The sequence below is a fragment of the Actinoplanes sp. NPDC049118 genome (assembly GCF_040648555.1).
Taxonomy (GTDB): Bacteria; Actinomycetota; Actinomycetes; order Mycobacteriales; family Micromonosporaceae; genus Actinoplanes.
The window spans coordinates 304,589-324,847 of record NZ_JBEZDY010000005.1; the positions used below are offsets into that span (position 1 = coordinate 304,589).

Genomic DNA, 20,259 nt, shown 5'->3' on the forward strand with positions numbered 1-20,259 from the left:
CGTTCATGACCGCTTCCCCACCGCCCGGGCATTCCCGCGCGGACGCCACCATTACGGGCAGGCAAAGTAACGGTGCGCGACCAGACAACTACTCTCCAGATGAGAGCTTGGAGCAGGTGCCCGGTCCGGGGCACGGCGCGGTAGCGGTCTTCCAGGTACCGCAGCCGGTCCGGCCCCGCACCAACGGCACCCCGCCAGTCGATCCGATGGACATCGATTCGCCGTTCCTCGATCTCTTCGGCGGCGCCCCGGCCGCTAATCCGGTACCGAAGCCGGCGCCTCCGGTCGACGACCCGGACGCCGACTTCGACTTCGGTTTCGACTTCGACGGCGCGGACGAGCGCCGTCAGGCGTCCGCGCCACCCGCCACCGCGGAGGTGGAACCCGAGGCGCCCGCCGAGGTTCCGCCGCCCGGGCCCGAATCGCTTGTCGCTCCCCCGCCGCCGGTACCCCCGCCGGGTGACCCCCGCCCCGGAGCGCGGCCGGCCGACGCGCCCGTCTCGCCGTTCATGCGGGCGCCCGTCGGGCCGCAGGCCGACTTCTACGACGAGCGCGAGGCGCCCGAGTCCGACTTCGACGACTGGCCGGAGGAGGCCCGCCCCGGCGCGATGCCCGTGGTCGCCGCCGCGCCAGTCGCGCCGCGGCCCGACCCCGCGCCCGCCCTGCCCGTACAGACGCCGCCGCTCTGGCAGACGGTCGCGGCACCCGGGGTGACCCCGGTCCGCCCGGCCGAGCCGTACGCCGCGATCGCGCCCGGGTCCGACGTCCGCGCCGACCTGCCCGCGCCGATGCCGGAGAAGGCACCCGCCAAGCGCAGGGGCCGCAAGAACAAGGACCGCGACGAGCCGGCGAACCTCCCGGCGGTACGCCCGAAGGCCGCGCCGCTGCGCCCGCACAAGCTCAAGTTCAGCGACCGCGACCCCGCCATCGAGCTGGAGATCAGCGAGATCGCCGGGCACCTGACGTTCACCCAGGGCACGGTGACGGCCTGGTACTCCCTGCCCGAGGTGCGCTGGGCCTTCCGGCCCGACGCCGAGCGCGAGGCGCTGCTCTCCGCCATCTCCGAGCAGTACGCGGGCCTCGCCGGCTTCCGGCTGCACCTGCGCCGCACCAACCGGCCCTTCCCGGCCGACGAGTGGGCCCGCACGGTCGACTCGCACACGGCGAGGCCGCTGCCCGACGTCTCCGGCGCCACCTCGTGGTCGGATCACCTCGTCGCCGCACAGCGGCACCTGCTCTCCGTCAACCACGCCGAGGGCCAGACCTACCTGGGCGTCACCTTCGCCCGCCGCTCGCTCGGCGACACCTTCTCCGAACGCATCCTGCGGATGTTCGGAAAGGGCACCTCCGACTCCGAACGGCGCAAGCTCGGCCGCACCGTCGAGCAGTTCGACGAGGTGCTGAACGCGTTCGGCATGCGCGGCCGCCGGGTCACCCCGCCGGAGCTGGAGTGGCTGCTCTTCCGCTCCGTCGCGCTCTGCATGGCCCCGCCCGGCCCGCTCTCCCCGATCTCGAACGGCCACTGGGAGCGCGGCGACCTGCTGGCCCTGACCGAGCAGGTCGAGCGCTACCGCACCCCGTACGGCTCGACCGTGAAGCTGGTCAACCGGATGACCGGCGAGGAGCGGCACGTCGCCGTCCTCTCCGTCGGCCGGATGGAGCCGCTTGAGATCCCGGAGAAACACGAGCCGTGGATGCACTTCCACGAGCGCCTGCCGTGGCCGATGGAGCTCTCCTCACGGATCGACATCCTCGGCTCGAACAGCTCCTTCAAGAACCTCGAGCACCGGCTCCGGATGATCCGCTCCCAGCAGCTCGACTACGCGGAGCACGGCATCGACGCCCCGCCGGAACTGGAGCGCCTCGCCAAGCGCGCCCTGGTCATCGGCGACGAGATGACCACCGGCCTGCCGGTCGAGTCCGCCCGGGCACACGGCTGGCACCGGATCGCCGTCGGCGGCCGCACCCGCGAGGAGTGCCTGGAGCGGGCCCGGCGCCTGATCCAGCTCTACTCCCGCGAGCTGCGCATCTCGCTGCAGCACCCGAAGAACCAGGACCAGCTCGCCCGCGAGTTCATCCCCGGCGAGCCGATCGCCAACACCGGCTACGTGCGGCGTATGCCGGTCAAGCTGCTGGCCGCGGCGCTGCCCCAGGCGGCGTCCAACGTGGGCGACCGGCGGGGAGACCTGATCGGCCGCACGTCGGGCACCTGCCGGCGACCCGTCTTCCTCGACCTGCACTTCCCCATGGAGGTACGCGAGCGCTCCGGCCTCGGCGTGCTCGTGGCCGAGCCCGGCGGTGGAAAGTCGACGCTGATGGGCGCGCTCGGCTACCTGAACGCGCGCCGCGGCGTCCAGGTGACCCTGCTCGACCCGTCCGGTCCGCTGGCCCGGCTGTGCGCGATGCCGGAGCTGCGGCCGTACTCCCGGGTGCTGAACCTGACCGGTTCGGAGCAGGGGACGCTCGCCCCGTACTCGTTGATCCCGACCCCGGTCCGCACCGAGTTCCCGACCGGCCCCGCCGGCGACCGGGAGTACGAGATCGCGGTCTCCAACGCCCGCGCCGAGCGCCGCATGCTGGTACAGGACATCTGCTCGATGCTGGTACCGCCGCAGGTGGCCAAGGAGGCGACCACCGCGACCCTGCTGCGGCACGCGGTCCGTCAGGTGCCGGCCGAGGAGACCTCGACGCTGGACGACGTGGTCGCCACCCTGCGTACCCTCGACGACAACGGCGCGGAGCTGGCCAACCTGCTGCTGGACACCGCCGAGATGCCCCTGGCGCTGCTGTTCTTCGGCCGCCCGCCGGAACACCTGCTCGGCGCCGACTCGGCACTGACGGTCATCACGATGGCCGGCCTGCGCCTGCCGGACCTGAAGATCGAGCGCGAGTACTGGTCGGCGGAGGAATCCCTGGCGCTGCCGATGCTGCACACGGCACACCGCCTCGCGGTACGCCGCTGCTACGGCGGCTCAATGTCGGCGCGCAAGATGGTCGGCCTGGACGAGGCCCACTTCATGGAGGGCTGGCGCTCGGGACGGTCGTTCCTGGTCCGCCTCGCCCGAGACTCCCGCAAGTGGAACCTGGCGGCCTTCGTCGCCTCGCAGAACCCGCGCGACATCCTCGGCCTGGACGTGCAGAACCTGGTCTCGACGGTCTTCGTCGGCCGCATCGCGGAGGACCAGGAGATCGCGTCCGAGGCCCTGCGGCTGCTCCGGGTCCCGGTACACGACGGGTACGAGGCGACGCTGGCCTCGCTGTCACAGGCCGACGCGACGTCGTCGACCCGCCTCGGCTTCCGCGAGTTCGTGATGCGCGACGTCGACGGCCGGGTGCAGAAGGTCCGGGTGGACGTGTCGTACGTGGATGGCCTGCTGGAATACCTGGACACGACACCGACGGCGGCCAAGGCGGCGCCCTCGGCCATTCTGCCCGTCACCGACCTGGAGGCCTGAGATGGTCCGGCGGGGGTGCGCACTGATCCTGACAGTGCTCGTAGCTGCTGCGGCGAGCATCGCCTGGGCGGTCGTCGCACCGTCGCCGGCCTCGGCCGGGCCACTACGGGCGCCAGGCGGCGCCTGCAGCGCCGAGGAATGGGGCAAGGACATCCCCGGCTGCGTCAAGCGGCTCAAGGACGTCGCCGCTGACCGGGCGGCATGCCTCAAGGCACCCACCCCCAGCACCCCCGATTCCGGTCTCGCCGGTTGGTTCGCCGAACGCCCCGAGTCATCGAAGCTGAACGGCCCCCAGGGCATCTACAGCCAGTACGGCTACGCCGGCTACAGCTACACCACCTTCGATCTGGACGGTGGCTGCGCGTCGACGCTGACCGAGCCGGAATCCAAGTTCGAGACGACGGTGGCCAACGGCGAGTTCATGATCGCTACCGCGGTGATCGGTGCGTCCAACGCACTGCGGGAGCGCGCCTGGGACCCGGAACAGCTCTGGGGCTGGGCGGACCCGCTGGTCGACCAGGCCACCAGGGCCGTCTACGAGAAGGTCTTCAGCGTCTTCGGCGTGATCACTCTCGCCATCGTCGGTCTGTACCTGATCTGGCGCTCACAGCAGGCGGACATGGGTGCGGCGACGACAACGGTCGGCTGGGCGATCCTCATCATGGTGGCCGTGACTGCGATCGCTGCCTGGCCGGTCAAGTCCGCGAACATCGCCGACCAAACCCTGATCACGACTCTCGGAGTCGTCCATGACGCGGTGGGTCCACGCCCCCAGACGGGTAACACCACCAGTTGCAAGTTGGGCGATCCGGAAGCCTGCGAGGACAACAGGCCGCCCGCTGTGCGGGCGAGCGACACCTCGACCGAGACGATGCTCTATCGCAACTGGGTCCGCGGCCTTCTCGGTTCCGCCGACAGCACGACCGCTCAAAAATATGGCCGAGCACTCTACGACGCCCGCTCGATCAGCTGGCGAGAGGCCGAACGGATCCGGCAGAACCCGGATACCCGGCAGCCCATCCTCACTGGAAAGAGCGACCAGTGGAAGAAGATCTCCGAGCAGGTCAAGACGGAGGACCCGGAGGCATACGACTACCTGCAGGGGACGAACGGGATGGACCGGATCGGCGCAGGCTTCATCGCCGTGCTTGCGTCGCTCATGTTCGCGATGTTCGATCTCACCGCTTCCCTGCTGGTTCTACTTGGCTTCCTGATCTTCAGGTGGGCTGTCATCGCCGCTCCCATCCTGGGCACCGTCGGCCTGCTACGGCCCGCCAGTTCGGGCATCCGGCGACTCGGCAACGCCGTGGTGGCGGCGGTCTTCAATATCGCGATCTTCGGTACCGGGGCGGCCATCTACCTCTTCGCTGTCGACCTGATCATGAACACCGCCAGTCTCGCCGGCTGGTTGCAGGTGGTTCTCGTCTGGCTGGTCGGTATCGTTGGCTGGCTGCTGTTGCGGCCATACCGGCGAATCACTCAGCTCGGTGGCAAGGACAGCACCTCGGCGATCACCTCGGCCGGTTCCTGGCATCGAAGGTTTTTCCGGGACATGCGCGAGGCCGCAAAGCTCGACGTGGCGGATGCCGGCGGGACGAACGAACCCCAGCTCGGTAAGGGCCGCGCGGTATATGTCGACCAGACCAATCTGCGCCCGGAGGCCCGGCTGGAGGACCCGGCGCACAGCTCGGGCGGCCGATCGCTGGCACCGGTTCCCGATCGTGGTGGCAGCACCCCTGCCGTCAGACCGGACGGCAACGAGTCGACCCCGGACACCGCGGCACCGGTTCCGGTGGCGGCGTCGGTGGCCCGCCCGCGCAGGCCCTCCACCTGGACCGAACCGGATGTGGCAGAACGTCCCGCCGCCTTCGCGATCTACCGACCGGAGACCGGTAGCACCACCCGCGAAGAACCGGCAGCGCCGCGGATCCGCACCGAGGCGAAGTGATCGCCCATGGCCGGATTCATGGAACGCAGCCTCGTCGGAGTCTTCCGGTCCCGCTGGGGTGTGGCGATCGTCATTGCAGTGCTGGTACTGGCGATCGTCGGGGTCGGCCGCTTCTTTTCCGACGGCTCCACCACGGCACCGCTCACCGACCCCATCCCGGTGGCGCCGACAGCCAGCATTGATCCCAGCCACGACGACGACGGCGTGATCGTCAACGACGAACCGCCGCCCTCGCCCACCACCAGCCCGGGCAGCGCCGAGCCTGAGGCAGTGGCGTACGCCTTCGCCGCAGCCTGGGTGGACCACAAGAACGTGTCGGCGAAGACCTGGCACGACGGGCTCGTCCCCAACGCGACCGAGGACCTGTCCGACGAACTGAACGGCGTCGACCCGGCAGACGTGCCGGCCGACAAGGTAGTCGGTCGGCCCACCTTGGTGCCGATCGGTGACGGACTGGTCAACGCGGTCGTAACAGTGGACAGCGGAAAACTGACTCTGCAGCTGGTAGCGCCAGACGGACGCTGGCTGGTGGACGACGTCGATTGGGATGGCCCATGAACCTGCCGCGGCCCCGCGGGGTGGTGGCCCTGCTCGTCGCCTTGACCGCCACGCTGGCTCTGCTGTGCTGCGGCGGCGCTGTCAGCGCCCTGTTCCTGGGAACCTTCGACAATCCCAAGGATGAGAACCTCAACCTGCTCGGGGGCAACTGCGGCGCCGGTGGGCCGATCGATCCGGAGAGCAAACTGCCCAGCGTCGGGTCCTACAGCAAAGAGCAGATCAAGAACGCGGCGATCATCATCAACGTCGGCAAACAGCTCAAGCTGCCGCCGAGGGCTTGGGTAATCGCGGTGGCGACGGCGATGCAGGAGTCGAACCTGCGGAATCTCGGCCATCTCGGTAGCCGCAACGATCACGACTCGCTCGGGCTCTTCCAGCAACGGCCGAGCAGCGGCTGGGGTTCGCCGGCGCAGGTCACCGACCCGGTCTTCGCGGCGACGAAGTTCTACGGCAAGCTGAAGAAGGTCAGGAACTGGGAGAGCCTGCCCCTGACCCGGGCGGCCCAGCGGGTGCAGATCAGTGCCTATCCTGGGGCCTATGCCAAGCACGAGCCGATCGCGACCCAGATCGTGAACCTGCTTGCCGACGGAGCAGCGAACGCTGTCGGTAACTCTTTGGACATGGTGTGCGCCTCGGTCGGCCAGGTGTCCGCCTCCGGTTGGACCAGCCCGCTGGCGGCCAGCGGCAAGGGCCTGAAGAGAAGCCAGAAGATGGTGGTGGGCTCCGGCTTCCGGACCGCCGGCCGGCCGAACCACCAGGGTGTCGACCTGATCATCGGCACCGGCAACCCGGTCCGATCGGTGGCGAGCGGTGTCGTCTCCCGGGTCAAATGCGACGAGACGTTCAGCGGTAAGAAGGACTGTGACGTGGCCGGCTATCCCGGCAAGGGCGGCTGTGGCTGGATGCTGGAGATCCGGCACGCCGGCAACGTCATGACTCGCTACTGCCATCTGGTCCAGCGGCCCAAGCTGCAGCCGGGCGACAAGGTCGCGGCCGGTCAGGTCGTGGCCGTGAGCGGCACCAGCGGCAATTCCTCCGGCCCACACCTGCATTTCGAGGTGCACCTCAACAACGACCGGTCCAGCGCCAGCGCGGTGGATCCGGTGCGGTTCATGGCAGAGCGCGGCTCACCTTTGGGTGCCTCGCAGTGACCGGTCGTGCGATGCCTGACCCCTTCGCCGAATCCGGGTGGACCACCGATCCGCCACGGCCGCTGGTGCCGACGCCGGCCATCATGGCTGGACAGCTACGCGGACGCCGGGTGCTGATCGGGTTGCCCGGCCATGGCTGGCGGGGTGACCTGCGCGCGGATGAGAAGGTCGTGCAAGGCAGCCGTACCTACGTGCCGGTGATGCCTGAAGCGGAGTGGTACCGCGCCGAGGCCGAGCAGACAGAGGTCTTCGCCCCGCTGGTGCCGGTCGAGCGGGTCTGGGTCGAGGAGCTCGGGATTGCCGGGCCGGTGACGGGGATCGGCGACGTCGTTTCCCGGCTCGTCTCCCTGGACGAGCCGCCGCGCCGGAACCCGGTCGCGGCGCTGGGCGCGAGCATCCTCACCGGTCGACGGGTGGTCCAGCTGCTGGAGGACGGCGGTGAGCGGCGCGACCTGCGAGCCGTCACGGAGTTGCACACGAGCAATGACGGCGACATCTGTGCCCGCGTCACTACCGAGCTGGACTGGTACCGATGGGGATGGAGCGGCGGGACACCGGCGACCCTGGAGGTTCCGGTGCATCTGCTCTGGCTGGAGTAACGCTCAGCCCACCTCGGCGGCGTCACAAACTCGCCAACCGTCCTCATCCACCACCGAAAACTGCCACGGTTTGGTGACCTGTTCGCTGTCGTCCGCGATGGTGCGGGTCAGGTCGACGGCGACGGTTCCGCGTGTGCCTGACGTGGACACGGTCAGGCCTTCCCAGACCACCTGGATGCTGATGGAATACCGGCTCTCCCGACTCTGCAGATCGGTGCGGAAGGCCTCGATGCGCGTCAGATCCAGGCCGTTCTTGCAGGTGAAGAGTTCCGCTTCCTTGTCGTCCCTATTGACCAGGTAGGAACGCAAGAACTGGTCCACCACCGCGTCCGGCTTGCTTCGCTCAATCTTCGTAGCTTCGTCGTAGGACGAGATGAATACGCCGATTCCGCCCAGGCAAAGCAGCGCCAGAATCCCGGCACCCATGGCCAGAAAGAGCCGAAGCCGCCGGTTTCGCGGCTTTCCCGTCACGGGCGCCGGCACCAGCGGCGGCACCGCGGGCGGCGGGACTGGGTTCGAGGGCTGCACCCCTACCAGACTAGTGCGTTCCGCTGTGGACCAGCAGTGGGCGCAGCCCGGCGAGCGGGGCACTCTGCCCGTACTGGGAAGATTGAGCATCGGCTGCGCATCGTCGTTCTCCAGCCGGTGCAAGGTACGGTTTGAGCGCACACACGGAGGTGAGGCGGTGGAGTCGACGGGGCGCATCGATCAGGCCGCTGCCCTGCACCGCCAGGCAGAGGCCGCCGCCGAGGCGGCCGCCGCGGCCCTGGAGTCGGAGGCGCCCGCCGCCACCGACCCGCTCGAGCAGCATCATCTCGCCGAGGAGCTGCGGGCCGCCGCCAGCGAGTTGACGCCGGGCTGGCTCGGCGCGCCGCTGGATGCGCAGTCTGCGAACACGCCGCTCGGTGGCGGGTTTCCGCCGCAGTTCGTGCGGCTCGGTGTCGCGCAGCCGCTCGACGACGCCCGTTTTCCCGCCGTCATTCCGCTGCTCGGCACCGGCCACCTGACCATCGACGCCGACGCCCGCGACCGGCGGGTCGCGGGCCTGCTCCGCTGCCTGCTGCTGCGCCTGCTGGCCGCCGCGCCCGCCGGTTCGCTGCTCGTCCGCGCCGTCGACGGTACGGGGGGCGGCACGGTCTTCTCCCCTTTCTCCGCGCTGGCGGACGCCGGGCTGCTGTCGCCGACGGCCACGGATCGGGTCGCGCTGCGCGAGGTGCTGACCGAGGCCGAGAAGTGGCTGCGGCCGGTTCGGGGCGGCGCCGTCCGCCGGGGCCGGCGCGACCGGATGATGCTGCTGGTCATCGCCAGCCTGCCGGAGCTCACCGAGGGCGCCGACCTGGTCCGGATCGCCGCGCTGGCGCAGCAGGGCCCGGAGTCGGGCCTGCACCTGATCGTCGCCGGCTGGCCGCCGCCGCCGCTGACCGCCGAGACCACCCAGGCGCCGCTGCCGCGCACGACCCAGGTGTCGCTCCGCAACCCGTACGCGGTGATCGGGAATCCGCCCGGCGTGACGTTCGGGTCGATGCCGGAGGCGGTCTGGCTCAACGCACCCGTCTTCCTCGACGACGATCCGCCGCCGCATCTGGTCGACACCGTCTGCCGGGAGCTGGCGGCCCACTCGGCCGCCGCGTCGCAGGTGACGCTGGCGGATCTGCTGCCGGAGCCGTCCGAGGAGATCTGGAGCGGGGACGCCGCCGACGGGCTCGGCACCACGATCGGTCATGACGGGGACACCCCCGTGGTGTTGCGGTTCAACGACCTGACTCCGCACTGGATGGTCGGCGGCCGGTCCGGCGCCGGCAAGACCGCCCTGCTCATCAACGTCCTGTACGGCCTCGGCACCCGGTACAGCCCGGACGAGCTGGGTCTCTACCTGCTCGACTTCAAGGAGGGCGTCTCCTTCGCCGAGTTCGTGCCGACTCGGCGGGACCGCACCTGGTTGCCGCACGCGCGGGCCGTCGGCGTCGAGTCCGACCGGGAGTACGGCCTGGCGGTGCTGCGCGAGCTGGACGCGGAGATGACCCGCCGCTCGGTGGCGTACAAGCGGGCCGGGGTTACCCGGTTCGCGGATCTGCGCGCGGTCGCCGCCGAGGAGGGCCGGGGCCGGCCGATGCCGCGGATTCTGTGCGTCATCGACGAGTTCCAGGTGCTGCTGGCCGGCAACGACCCGATGGCCAACGAGGCTGTGCAGCTGCTGGAGTCGCTCGCCCGTAAGGGCCGCTCGTACGGCATCCACCTGATCCTGGCCAGCCAGACCGTCCTCGGCGTCGAGGCCCTGTACGCCAAGCGCGACTCGATCTTCGGCCAGTTCCCGGTCCGCCTCGCGCTGCCGGGCGGCGGTGACGTGCTCGAGCCGACGAACGACTCCGCGGCCGGCCTGCCGCTGGGCACGGCGGTCGTCAACACTGCCGGCGGCCTCGGCGGTCCGCGGGGCGCGACCCGGGGCCACGAACGCATCGTGCGCTTCCCCGACCCGCACGCCGACCGCGAGGTCCTCAGCGACCTGCGGCACCGGCTGTGGGGTGCCCGCGACCCGGAGTCGGCCGCGCCGCGCATCTTCGCCGGTTACGCGCATCAGCACCTCGCCGACGACCCGACCTACCGCGCCGCGCTCGCGGGCCGGGCCGGCAGGCCGGCGGCGCTGGTCGGCCGGGTCATCGACGTCAACCTGTCCACCGCGACGTTCCCGCTGGATGCCTCGCCGGGGCGGCATCTGGCCGTCTTCGGCTCGCGCGCGGACGGCGCCCAGGTGCTGGACGCGGCCGCACGCAGCGTCGCCGCGTTCCACCCGCCCCGTACGGCCAGGTTTGTGATCTCCTCGCTGGTCGCCGAGGGTGACGAGCTCGCCAAGGATCTCGCCGTGGAGATCGGTCACCGTCAGGAGGTCGTCGTCGTTCCCGCGGCCGGTCTCGCCGCGGAGCTGGATCTGGACCGGCCCGGCTACCTGGTGGTGTTCGGCATGGACGCGGTCAGCCCGGGCAGCCTCCCCGGGCTCCGGCAGCTGCTGCGGGAGGGGCCGGGCCGCGGCGTGCACCTGTTGTCGTGGTGGCGTGGGCTGCGCCGGTTCAGCGAGGAGACGGGCGGCAGCGCCGGCCGCGAGGACGTCGCCGGCCTGGTCTTCCTGAACTGCCCGGGGCAGGACGTCTCGCTGATGCTCGGCAAGCCGCTGGACTGGCAGCCGAGGGAGAACCGCGCGCTGCTGCACGACCGGCACACCGACCGTACGGTGACGATCGTGCCGTTCGTCCAGCCCGAAAGCGACTCGGCATGACTGAACTTCAGGGGGCGTGGGCCGACTACGTGGCCGCGGCGCAGCGTCTCGACGCCGTGCGGCGGGCCGCAAGCACCGCGGCGGGAGCCCAGGCGGCGACCGTACAGGCCGCGCAGCAGGAGCTGGCCTCGGTGCGCGCCCGCCTGGCACCGCAGCGCGCCCGCCTGGTGCAGGATCTCGGCGTGCCGGAGCTGGCGCTGGCACCGCAACCGGCCGAGCGGGCGCTGGCGGCGCAGAGCATCGCCGCGGGTCCGGAGGCGGTCCTGGCCACGCTGCGGCAGGCGCGCGGCACCGCCGACGCCGCCGACGCCGCGATGCTGCCCGCGGTCGTCACACCCTGGCGGCCGTGGGCCCGCAACCTGCTGGTGTACGGGCCGTTCGCGGCGGCCGTGTTGATCGTGCAGATCGTGCTCTACCTGATCGCGCCGTCCGGCTCCGTGCCCACGTACGCGTTGCTGTGCGGGCTCAGCATGCCGGTGTTGGCGTTCGGGCTGGGCTGGCTGACGATCGGTTTCGTGTACGGCGGCGGTCCGGCGCGGGTTGACCGGACGCCGATCGTCGGCGCGATCGCATGCCTGACCCCCGTGCTGCTGACCTGCATGGGAGTCGGCCTGCTCGCGTTCATCAAGTGAGGGAGCCGAATTGACAAGCGTCGAGGAGATCAAGGCCAACGTCGCCGCGTCGGTCGACGGCACCCAGCGTGCGGTATCCGGCATCCAGCAGGTCACGGACCAGCTTGACGAGGCGCTGACCCGGCTGCGGCTGACCGCGATCGGCTCGTTCCATCCGTCGATCGCGACGGCCATCGCGCAGCTGGAGCAGGCGCGCTCCCGCCTGGACGAGGCGCAGACGATGGCCCGGGCGGCGATGGACAGCGCCGACGCCTACCGCATGATCGTCTGAGTCGCCGATCTCGGGGAGAACGGCTCAGTCCGGCAGTGCCGCGGTGAGGTCGATCTCGATCAGCTGGCCGGTGTAGCCGAGGCCGGCCACCCCGAGCAGCGTGCTGGCCGTGGTGAAGGCCGGTGCGAGGGCGGAGGCCATGAGCCGCTGCCACACCGCCGCGAGGACTCCGCTGTCCGGGCTGACCACGTACACGATCGAGCGGGCGACGTCGGACGGCTCGGCGCCGGCGGCGGCGAGCACGGCGAGACAGTTCGCGACGACCTGGTCGGTCTGCGCGTCGAGGTCGTCGATGCCGACGACCCGGCCGGCGCGGTCGAGCGGGCACTGGCCGGCGAGGTGTGCCAGCCGGCCGGCCGAGGTGATCGTGACGTGGCTGTACCCGGCCGGCTCGTGCACGGTCGGCGGGTTGAATCTCTCGAGCATCGCGCCAGTATGGCGAAGCGGGCACGGGGTCAGCGCGCGTTTATCAACGCCATCGCCTCGGCGCGGACCTTGCCGTCGCTCTGGAACGCCCCGCGCACCGCCGACGTGACGGTGCGGGCGCCGACCTTGCGGATGCCGCGCATCTCCATGCACATGTGCTCGCACTCGAGGACCACTATGACGCCGCGCGGGCCGAGCTTCTCCATCAGCAGGTCGGCGATCTGCGAGGTGAGCCGCTCCTGCACCTGGGGCCGGCGGGCGAAGACCTCGACGAGCCGGGCGAGCTTCGACAGCCCGGTGATCCGGCCGTCGGCGCCCGGGATGTAGCCGACGTGCGCCACGCCCTTGAACGGCAGCAGGTGGTGCTCGCAGAGGCTCATCATCTCGATGTCGCGGACGAGCACGAGCTCCTCGTGGTTCGCCTCGAACGACGTGGTGAGCACCTTCGCCGGGTCGACCCGCAGCCCGGCGAAGAGTTCCGCGTAGGCCCGGGCCACCCGGGCGGGGGTACGGGCCAGACCGTCGCGGTCCGGGTCCTCACCGATGGCGATGAGGATCTCCCGGACCGCCTTCTCGATCCGGGCGAGGTCGACGGCCTGCTCGACCGGGGTACCGGTGAGCTTGCCGTCGACCAGACGCGCGGCGAGGTAGTCGGGCTCGTCTTCGGGTCCGTCGGGCTCCGTCGAGCTTTCGTCGGCGATCAGAGGTTGCCTTCCACCGTGCCGTTCGGCGTCGAACCCGCGGTCGGGTTGCCGCCGCCGACCGCTACCTGACCGTCGGCCTCGGCCTGCGCCTTGAGCTTGTCGCGCTCGGCCGGCGTCAGGACCGGGGGCGCCTCCGACGGGAGCCGCTTGCCGAACCCGTTGAACGGGGACATGGGCGGCCGCTTCGCCACGCGCTCGCAGATGCGGTTCATGTCGTCCTGAGTGATGGTCTCCTTCTCCATCAGCTCGAGGACCATGTTGTCGAGGACGTCGCGGTACTCGACGAGGATCTCCCACGCCTCGTCGTGCGCCAGTTCGATCAGCGCACGAACCTCGCTGTCGATCTCGGCGGCGACGGCGTCGGAGTAGTCCTTCTCGTGGCCCATGTTGCGGCCCATGAACGGCTCGTCGCCGCTGGTGCCGTACTTGACCGCACCGAGCTTCGAGCTCATGCCGTACTGGGTGACCATGGCGCGGGCCAGGCCGGAGGCCTTCTCGATGTCGTTGCCGGCGCCGGTGGTCGGCTCGTGGAAGACGAGCTCCTCCGCCGCGCGGCCGCCGAGCGCGTACGCCAGCGTGTCGATCATCTCGGCCCGGGTCTGCGTGTACTTGTCCTCGGTCGGCAGGACCAGCGTGTGCCCGAGCGAGCGGCCACGGGGAAGGATCGTCACCTTGTGCACGGGCGCGGAGTGCGGCAGCGCGTACGCCACCAGCGCGTGGCCGCCCTCGTGGTAGGCGGTGATCTTCTTCTCGTTGTCGCTCATCGCGCGCGAGCGCCGCTCCGGGCCGGCGATGACCCGGTCGATCGCTTCCTCGAGGAAGAAGTTCGAGATCGCCCGCTTCTCGTTGCGGGCGGTCAGCAGCGCGGCCTCGTTGATCACGTTGGCCAGGTCGGCGCCCGAGAATCCGGGGGTCCGCCGGGCCACCGAGTCGAGGTCGACGTCGGGCGTGAACGGCTTGCCCTTGGCGTGCACCCGCAGGATGGCCTTGCGGCCCTCCATGTCCGGGTTGTCCACCGGGATCTGGCGATCGAAGCGGCCCGGGCGCAGCAGCGCCGGGTCGAGGATGTCGGGCCGGTTGGTGGCGGCGATGAGGATGACGCCGCCCTTGGTGTCGAAGCCGTCCATCTCGACGAGCAGCTGGTTGAGCGTCTGCTCGCGCTCGTCGTGGCCGCCGCCCATGCCGGCGCCGCGGTGCCGGCCGACCGCGTCGATCTCGTCGACGAAGACGATGGCCGGCGCGTTCGCCTTGGCCTGCTCGAAGAGGTCGCGGACGCGGCTGGCGCCGACACCGACGAACATCTCGACGAAGTCGGAACCGGAGATCGAGTAGAACGGCACCCCGGCCTCACCCGCGACGGCACGCGCCAGCAGGGTCTTGCCCGTACCGGGCTGGCCGAAGAGGAGCACGCCCTTGGGGATCTTGGCGCCGAGCGCCTGGTACTTAGCCGGGTTCTGCAGGAAGTCCTTGATCTCCTGGAGCTCCTCGACGGCCTCGTCGGCGCCCGCCACGTCGGCGAAGGTCGTCTTGGGCATGTCCTTGGTCAGCATCTTGGCCTTGGACTTGCCGAAGTTGAGGACCCGGGAACCGCCGCCCTGCATCTGCGACATGAACAGCAGCAGCAGGATGACGAGGATCGCGATCGGCAGCAGGTTGACGAGCAGACTCAGCAGGATGCTGTCGCCGGAGACCGTGGCGTCGACCGTGCCGGTTACCCGGCCCGCCTTCTTCGCCGCCTGGGCCTCGTTCCAGATCTCGTCCCCGACCTCGTACACATACTGGGTCTCGATCTTGTCCGTGGTCTTGCCGTCGAACCGCTCCGCTGTCGCCAGTTCGAGTTGGAGCGTCTGCTCCTTGTCCTTCTGGACGACATTCTTGATGCCGGGCTGGTTGAGTCGCTCGAGGACGACGGAAGTGTCGACCCGCTGGTAGCTCGGACCACTGTTGAAGAATGTGCTCAGCGCAATCGCACCGATGATCACCAGAATGATCCAGACCACCGGGCGGCGGAAGAAACGCGTACGTTCCATACTGTTGTCGGGCGCCTGATGCGCCCGGACCCTCCTGATCGGCGTCCTGGTCACCTGAGTTTTCGAGTCCCCGCCACCGGCCGCCGTGTCAAGGCAGCCGAGCCGCGCGGACGCTGCCGGATCGATGAACCAGGGCCGCTCCGGCTGACCACACCGGCCCGACCGCTGGCGATCCGACCCCTCCGGCGCTCGTAACACTGCGCCATCGGTCACTCGACCGTACACCGTGGGTGCCTCTTACGGCTCCGTCAGCCCGGCCCGCACGACCGCCGTGGTGACGGCCGGTGCGCGCGGAGAGGCCGGGTGAACGCGAACAAATCCGGACAATACAGCGCAGCGGCGGGTCGGGCATCCGATTCCTGAGAGTCGGCTGGGAGTACGTTCAGCTACGGGCGTAGACCTCCGGCTTGAGCACTCCGACGTACGGCACCTCGCGGTAGCGCTCGGCGAAGTCGAGTCCGTAACCGACCACGAACTCGCTCGGGATGTCGAAGCCCACGTACTTGGTCGGAACCGGCACCTTGATGGCCTCCGGCTTGCGGAACAGCGCCACCACCTCGACGCTCTCCGGCTGGCGCGACCGCAGGTACTTCATCAGCCAGGAGAGGGTCAGGCCGGAGTCGACGATGTCCTCGACGATCACCACGTGCCGGCCGGTGATGTCGCGGTCCAGGTCCTTGAGGATGCGCACCACCCCGGAGGACGTGGTGCCGGAGCCGTAGGACGAGACGGCCATGAACTCCATCTCAGAGGAGGGGCCCTGCCGGCCCAGCGCACGCGCGAAGTCCGCCATGAACATGACCGCGCCCTTGAGCACGCAGACCAGCAGAATTCCACCCTCGGCGTCCGCGTAGTCCGCGGCGACCTGCTTGGCGAGCTCTTCGGTCTTCTCGCGGATCTGCTCCTCGGAGATGATCACGCGGTCGATGTCGGCGTCGTACCAGGAGCCGTCTGCCATGCGCCTAGCGTGCCGTATGAAGATGGCCCCGCGTGGCCGGGGGCGGCGGTACGTGCCCGCCCAGGGCGTGGTTATGGGGTGATTCGGCCCAGGTGTCCGGACCCCGGCCGTCGGCCGTGAGTACTGTCACACGTCGACCCGGACGAGGTCACCCGCCCGACGGCCCACGACTATCCCACCGGGCAACGCGGTCGGCCCCTGGCCGTGCCAGCCGGTGACCAGGGCGTCCAGGGCCACGACGTGCCGGTGCGACAGGGCCGCGCCGGGCGCGCCCAGCTCCCCGGCCCAGGCGTGCAGGACGCGGGTCCGGATGGCCGGCGGCAGCTCCGACAGGGCCGCCACCGACAGGCCGGCCGCCGAGCGGCAGGCGAGAAGCGCCGCACCGGCCACCCCGTCCAGGTAGGCGACGTCCGCGGCGATCAGACCGGCGGTCCGGGCCATGTTCGCGACCACGCCGGGCCCCAAGGCGGCGATCAGCGCCGGCAGGGCGTCCGCCCGGACCCGGGACCGGCTGTAGGCGGGGTCGGTGTTGTGCGGGTCCTCCCAGGCCGCGAGGCCGAGGGCGGCGCAGGCCTTGCGGGTGTCGGCCCGGGCGACGTCGAGCAGAGGCCGGACGAAGATCCCCCGCCGGTACGGCATCCCGGACAGCCCGCGCGGGCCGGCGCCCCGGGCGAGCGCGAGCAGCAGGGTTTCGGCCTGGTCGTCGCGGGTGTGCCCGAGCAGCACGGCCGACGCGCCGGTTTGCTCGGCGACGGAGGAAAGCACCTCGTAGCGCGCGTCCCGCGCGGCCGCCTCCGGCCCGCCCGGGCGCCCGGCCACCTCGACGTCGGCGACCTCGACGGGATCCAGCCCCACGGACCGCCCCCACCGCGCCACGGCGGCGGCGCGGGCCGCGGAACCGTCCTGCAGCCCATGATCGACCGTCACCAGCCCGGCTCGTACGCCCAGGCGAGGGGCGACGAACGCCGTCGCCGCGGCGAGCGCCAGCGAGTCGGCACCGCCCGAGCAGGCGACGAGGACGAGCCGGGACGACCCCGCCGCACCGCCGCCCGGCGCCCGATCCGCGGTCCCGGGCGGATCCGGCGCCGCCGCGTCGGGCCGCAGGGCCCGCCGCACGGCGGAGCGGACGGTCGCTACCGGAGGCGGGATCCTGGCCATCCGGTCACGCTATGACGGCAGGGCGACCGGGCCGTGCACCCGGGCCACCCAGGCGTCCGGGTCGCTCAGTTCGTCGAGCCGGGGCAGGGTGAGCGGGGAGCTGAAGATCTTGTTGAAGCCCGCCATCCCGACCCGCTCGACGACGCCGTGCACGAACTTGTGGCCCTCCGCGTACTGCCGCATCTTGACCTCGATGCCGAGCACCCGGCGGATCGCCTTCTCCAGCGGGTTGCCGCCCTCGCGGCGCTGGTTGAACTTCGAGCGGATCGACTCGACCGACGGGATGACCTCGGGGCCGACGCCGTCCATGACGAACTCGGCGTGCCCCTCCAGCAGCGTCATCAGCGCGGTCAGCCGGTCGAGGACCGCCTTCTGCGCGGGGGTCTGCACGATGTCGAGGACCGACGACCGGCTGTCCGGGTCGCGCAGCGCGTCGGAGAGCGTGGCCACGCCGCGGCGCAGCCGCTCGAGGATGTGCTCGCCGCTCTGCGACGCGTCGACGAACGCCTGCACCTCGCCGAGGAAGTAGCCGCGCATCCACGGCACGGCCGTGAACTGGGTACGGTGGGTGACCTCGTGCAGGCAGACCCAGAGCCGGAAGTCGCGCGGGTCGGCGCCGATCTTGCGCTCGACCTCGACGATGTTGGGCGCGTTCAGCAGCAGCTGGCCCGGCTCGGACGAGAACACCTCGTACTGCCCGAGCACGCGGCCGGAGAGGTAGGCGAGCACCGTGCCGGCCTGCACGCCGGTGACCCGGGAACCGATCGCGTCGGCGACCCCGCCCGGCTGCTTGCCGCCCGAGAGGCGGGCGACCAGCGGGATGATCACCTCGCGGAGGCCGGAGATGTTGACCGCCGCCCAGTCCTTGCGGTCGACGACCCGCACCGGCGGGGCCTCGACCTGGGGCGTGAGCCCGGTGTACGCCGCGACGTGGCCCGCGGCCTCGTCGGTCAGCTCGCGCAGTTGAGCCACCACCTGCGTGGCTTCCTCGTAGGACACCGCGGGTCCGGATTTCGACAGCGCGCCCGCGGTGGCGGCGGCCAGATCCCAGTCAACGAACTGCGCCATGCAGACCACCGTACTCGCGCGGTTCCACCGGGCCGCCCTGAGAAAGCCCCCGGGCGGCCCGGAGAAAACCCCTAGTTACACCCGCAGGTGACCAGCTTCGCCGCGATCTCGTCGAGCGCCCGGCGTGCGGCGCCGGACTCGCCGGTGGCGTCCGCCATGATCGCGAAGACCAGCAGCCGGCCGTCCTTGGTCACCAGCTCGCCGGAGATCGCATTGACCCCGGTGAGCGATCCGGTCTTGGCCCGGACCACGCCCTGGCCGACCTGGTTCGCGGACGGCACGACGAAGCGGGTGCGCAGCGTGCCCGACCAGCCGGCCACCGGCAGGCCGCCGAACATGGCGCTGAGCTCGGGGTGCTTGCCGCCGGCGGCGAGGGTCAGCACATCGGTGAGCGCCTTCGGGCTGATCTTGTTCTGCCGGGACAGGCCGCTGCCGTCGGAGAGCCGCACCTCGTCCGTGGACAGTTCCAGCTCACCGAGTTTGGCGATCATCGCGGCGGCGGCGCCCTCGAACGACGCCTCGTCGCCCGCGGCCAGCGCGACCTGCCGGGCCATCGCCTCGGCGATCACGTTGTCGCTCTGCTCCAGCATCCAGTCGACCACGCGCACCAGCGGCGGCGACTCGACCTTCCCCAGCTCGGCACCGGCGGCCAGGGCGGCGGCCGCGGAGGGCGGCGCGGACGACGCCGCCGCCACGGCGGGAGCGGTGCCCTTGCTCACCGCGCCGGACGGCAGGCCGAGGTGCTTGGCGAAGGCCCGGCCGGCCGCGGCCGCCGGATCGATGAAGCGCGGATCGCCACCGAACTCGTTGTGCACCGGCTTGATCCGCCCGGCGTTGGTCATCAGCGGCTGGATCCGCGCGACCTGGCCACCCCCGATGACGTCGCCGTCCCAGCCCTTCGCGGTCAGCGGGCCCTGGTAAAGCGAGGTGTCGACGATGACCTTGGTGATCGGCCGGTCGCCCATCGCCTTCTCGACCTGGTCGGCGAGCTTGTCGAGCCGGGCCGCGCCCGGAAACTGGCCCTTGGCGTCCACCGACAGCGTCGGGTCGCCGCCGCCGATCAGCACGACCTCGCCGGGCTTCGCGCCGGCCACCACGCGGGTGGCCAGCCGGTAGGCCGGGCCGCGCGCGGCCAGCACCGTCGCCGCGGTCAGCAGCTTGGTGGTGGAGGCGGGGACGGTCATGGTGTCGGCATTCTGCGCAAAAAGCGACTCACCGGTCGCGGTGTCGACCACCGAGACGTTTACCCGCGGGCCGAGGACCGCCGCATCGACCAGCGGACCGATCGCGGCCTTCACCCCTTCGGGGGTGGGCGCCGTGCCCGTTGTGCCGACCGCCGCCAGAACGGGCGTCGGCGTCGGCTCGGGCGTCGGGGCCACGGTCGGCGCGGTGGTCGGGTCGCCTGCCAGCCAGCGGTCCACCGGGCCGGGCCGGACCACGAGGGCCCCGGCCGCCACGACGATCACCAGCACGATCGCCGAAACAACCGAAACGACGAGGGTACGCCGCGACCTGGCACCCGGCTGCGCCGCTGCCGGCGTCTGGCCCGGGCGGTCCACCGGGCCGGGGGATACGCCGCCGGGCTGATCCGCGTGCCCGGCCGCCGGCGCCTGTGCCTGCGCGAACTCCCGTGGCGGCTGCTGCGGCTGAGGCGCCGCAGCCCCGAACGCCTGCGGCGTGGAGATGTTGAGCGGGACCGCGGCACGGCCGTAGGTGGTCCCGGCGGCCCGCGGCGTCGCCGACGCCGGCGGCGACCCGGCCGGAGGCACAGCGGACGACCCGGTCGGCGGCCCGGCGGGCGGCACAGCGGACGGCACAGCGGACGACCCGGCGGGCGGCCCAGCAAACGGCCTAACGGGCGGCACAGCGGACGACCCGGCAGGTGGCCCAGCCGGCGACCCGGCGGGCGGCCCCGCCGGAGGCGCGGCTGGCGGCCTGACAGGCGGTGCGGCCGGGGGCCCGGTCAATGGGCCAGCGGGCGGCCCGGCCGGCGGCGCAGCGGGCAGCCCAGCAGGCGACCCCGCCAACGG

Annotated in this window: 16 protein-coding genes; 8 read left to right on the top strand and 8 right to left on the bottom strand. The window is 71.2% G+C overall.

What is annotated here, in order from left to right; genetic code table 11:
- Positions 1-5 precede the first annotated feature (5 nt).
- The 5 genes from AB0B58_RS10455 to AB0B58_RS10475 are packed head-to-tail and all read left to right on the top strand — an operon-like array spanning position 6 to position 7,711.
- Positions 6-3,455 (top strand): ATP-binding protein, encoded by a 3,450-nt coding sequence (locus tag AB0B58_RS10455; protein WP_360220785.1) that lies wholly within the window; start codon positions 6-8, stop codon positions 3,453-3,455.
- Between the two features lies 1 nt (position 3,456).
- On the top strand, positions 3,457-5,403 hold the full coding sequence (locus tag AB0B58_RS10460; RefSeq protein WP_360220788.1) for an MFS transporter: 1,947 nt from the start codon (positions 3,457-3,459) through the stop codon (positions 5,401-5,403).
- Between the two features lie 6 nt (positions 5,404-5,409).
- Positions 5,410-5,961 (top strand): hypothetical protein, encoded by a 552-nt coding sequence (locus AB0B58_RS10465; protein WP_360220791.1) that lies wholly within the window; start codon positions 5,410-5,412, stop codon positions 5,959-5,961.
- Positions 5,958-7,112: a M23 family metallopeptidase gene (locus tag AB0B58_RS10470; protein WP_360220794.1), complete on the top strand. Its 1,155-nt coding sequence runs from the start codon at positions 5,958-5,960 to the stop codon at positions 7,110-7,112. Before AB0B58_RS10465 ends, AB0B58_RS10470 begins: the two co-directional genes overlap by 4 nt.
- A gap of 11 nt (positions 7,113-7,123) precedes the next feature.
- Positions 7,124-7,711, top strand: a complete 588-nt coding sequence (locus AB0B58_RS10475; protein WP_360220797.1) for a hypothetical protein — start codon at positions 7,124-7,126, stop codon at positions 7,709-7,711.
- A gap of 3 nt (positions 7,712-7,714) precedes the next feature.
- On the opposite strand, the gene AB0B58_RS10480 is transcribed toward AB0B58_RS10475, so the two are convergent.
- Positions 7,715-8,239, bottom strand: a complete 525-nt coding sequence (locus AB0B58_RS10480; protein WP_360220800.1) for a hypothetical protein — start codon at positions 8,237-8,239, stop codon at positions 7,715-7,717.
- Positions 8,240-8,396: 157 nt separating this feature from the next.
- On the opposite strand from AB0B58_RS10480, the gene AB0B58_RS10485 reads away from it, so the two are divergent.
- From AB0B58_RS10485 to AB0B58_RS10495, 3 genes are read left to right on the top strand one after another with little or no spacing between them, the layout of a single operon-like run.
- The gene (locus AB0B58_RS10485; RefSeq protein ID WP_360220803.1) at positions 8,397-10,982 is read left to right on the top strand and encodes an FtsK/SpoIIIE domain-containing protein; all 2,586 of its coding nucleotides are present in this window, start codon (positions 8,397-8,399) and stop codon (positions 10,980-10,982) included.
- Complete coding sequence (locus AB0B58_RS10490) at positions 10,979-11,614, top strand: hypothetical protein (protein WP_360220806.1); 636 nt, start codon at positions 10,979-10,981, stop codon at positions 11,612-11,614. Before AB0B58_RS10485 ends, AB0B58_RS10490 begins: the two co-directional genes overlap by 4 nt.
- 10 nt (positions 11,615-11,624) lie before the next feature.
- Positions 11,625-11,885, top strand: a complete 261-nt coding sequence (locus AB0B58_RS10495; RefSeq protein WP_360220809.1) for a hypothetical protein — start codon at positions 11,625-11,627, stop codon at positions 11,883-11,885.
- A 24-nt stretch (positions 11,886-11,909) separates the two neighbouring features.
- Here the strand turns inward: AB0B58_RS10495 and AB0B58_RS10500 are convergent, their stop codons facing one another.
- The 7 genes from AB0B58_RS10500 to dacB all read right to left on the bottom strand — a co-directional run bounded on the left by AB0B58_RS10500 (position 11,910) and on the right by dacB (position 19,998).
- Positions 11,910-12,311 carry a RidA family protein gene (locus tag AB0B58_RS10500; protein ID WP_360220812.1) on the bottom strand — a complete coding sequence of 134 codons (402 nt, stop codon included), beginning with the start codon at positions 12,309-12,311 and terminating at the stop codon, positions 11,910-11,912.
- Between the two features lie 29 nt (positions 12,312-12,340).
- Positions 12,341-13,012: a GTP cyclohydrolase I FolE gene (gene folE, locus AB0B58_RS10505; protein WP_360220948.1), complete on the bottom strand. Its 672-nt coding sequence runs from the start codon at positions 13,010-13,012 to the stop codon at positions 12,341-12,343.
- Positions 13,012-15,045, bottom strand: a complete 2,034-nt coding sequence (gene ftsH, locus AB0B58_RS10510) for an ATP-dependent zinc metalloprotease FtsH (protein ID WP_360220815.1) — start codon at positions 15,043-15,045, stop codon at positions 13,012-13,014. The genes folE and ftsH overlap by 1 nt, the downstream gene beginning before the upstream one ends.
- 382 nt (positions 15,046-15,427) lie before the next feature.
- Entirely contained in the window at positions 15,428-16,003 is a 576-nt protein-coding gene (hpt, locus tag AB0B58_RS10515; RefSeq protein ID WP_360220818.1) for a hypoxanthine phosphoribosyltransferase, read from the bottom strand.
- Between the two features lie 126 nt (positions 16,004-16,129).
- Positions 16,130-17,161, bottom strand: coding sequence for a tRNA lysidine(34) synthetase TilS (gene tilS, locus AB0B58_RS10520; protein WP_360220821.1), 1,032 nt, complete (start codon positions 17,159-17,161; stop codon positions 16,130-16,132).
- Positions 17,162-17,170: 9 nt separating this feature from the next.
- Complete coding sequence (locus AB0B58_RS10525) at positions 17,171-18,229, bottom strand: zinc-dependent metalloprotease (protein ID WP_360220824.1); 1,059 nt, start codon at positions 18,227-18,229, stop codon at positions 17,171-17,173.
- Positions 18,230-18,300: 71 nt separating this feature from the next.
- Positions 18,301-19,998 (bottom strand): D-alanyl-D-alanine carboxypeptidase/D-alanyl-D-alanine-endopeptidase, encoded by a 1,698-nt coding sequence (gene dacB, locus AB0B58_RS10530; RefSeq protein WP_360220827.1) that lies wholly within the window; start codon positions 19,996-19,998, stop codon positions 18,301-18,303.
- Positions 19,999-20,259: the final 261 nt, after the last annotated feature.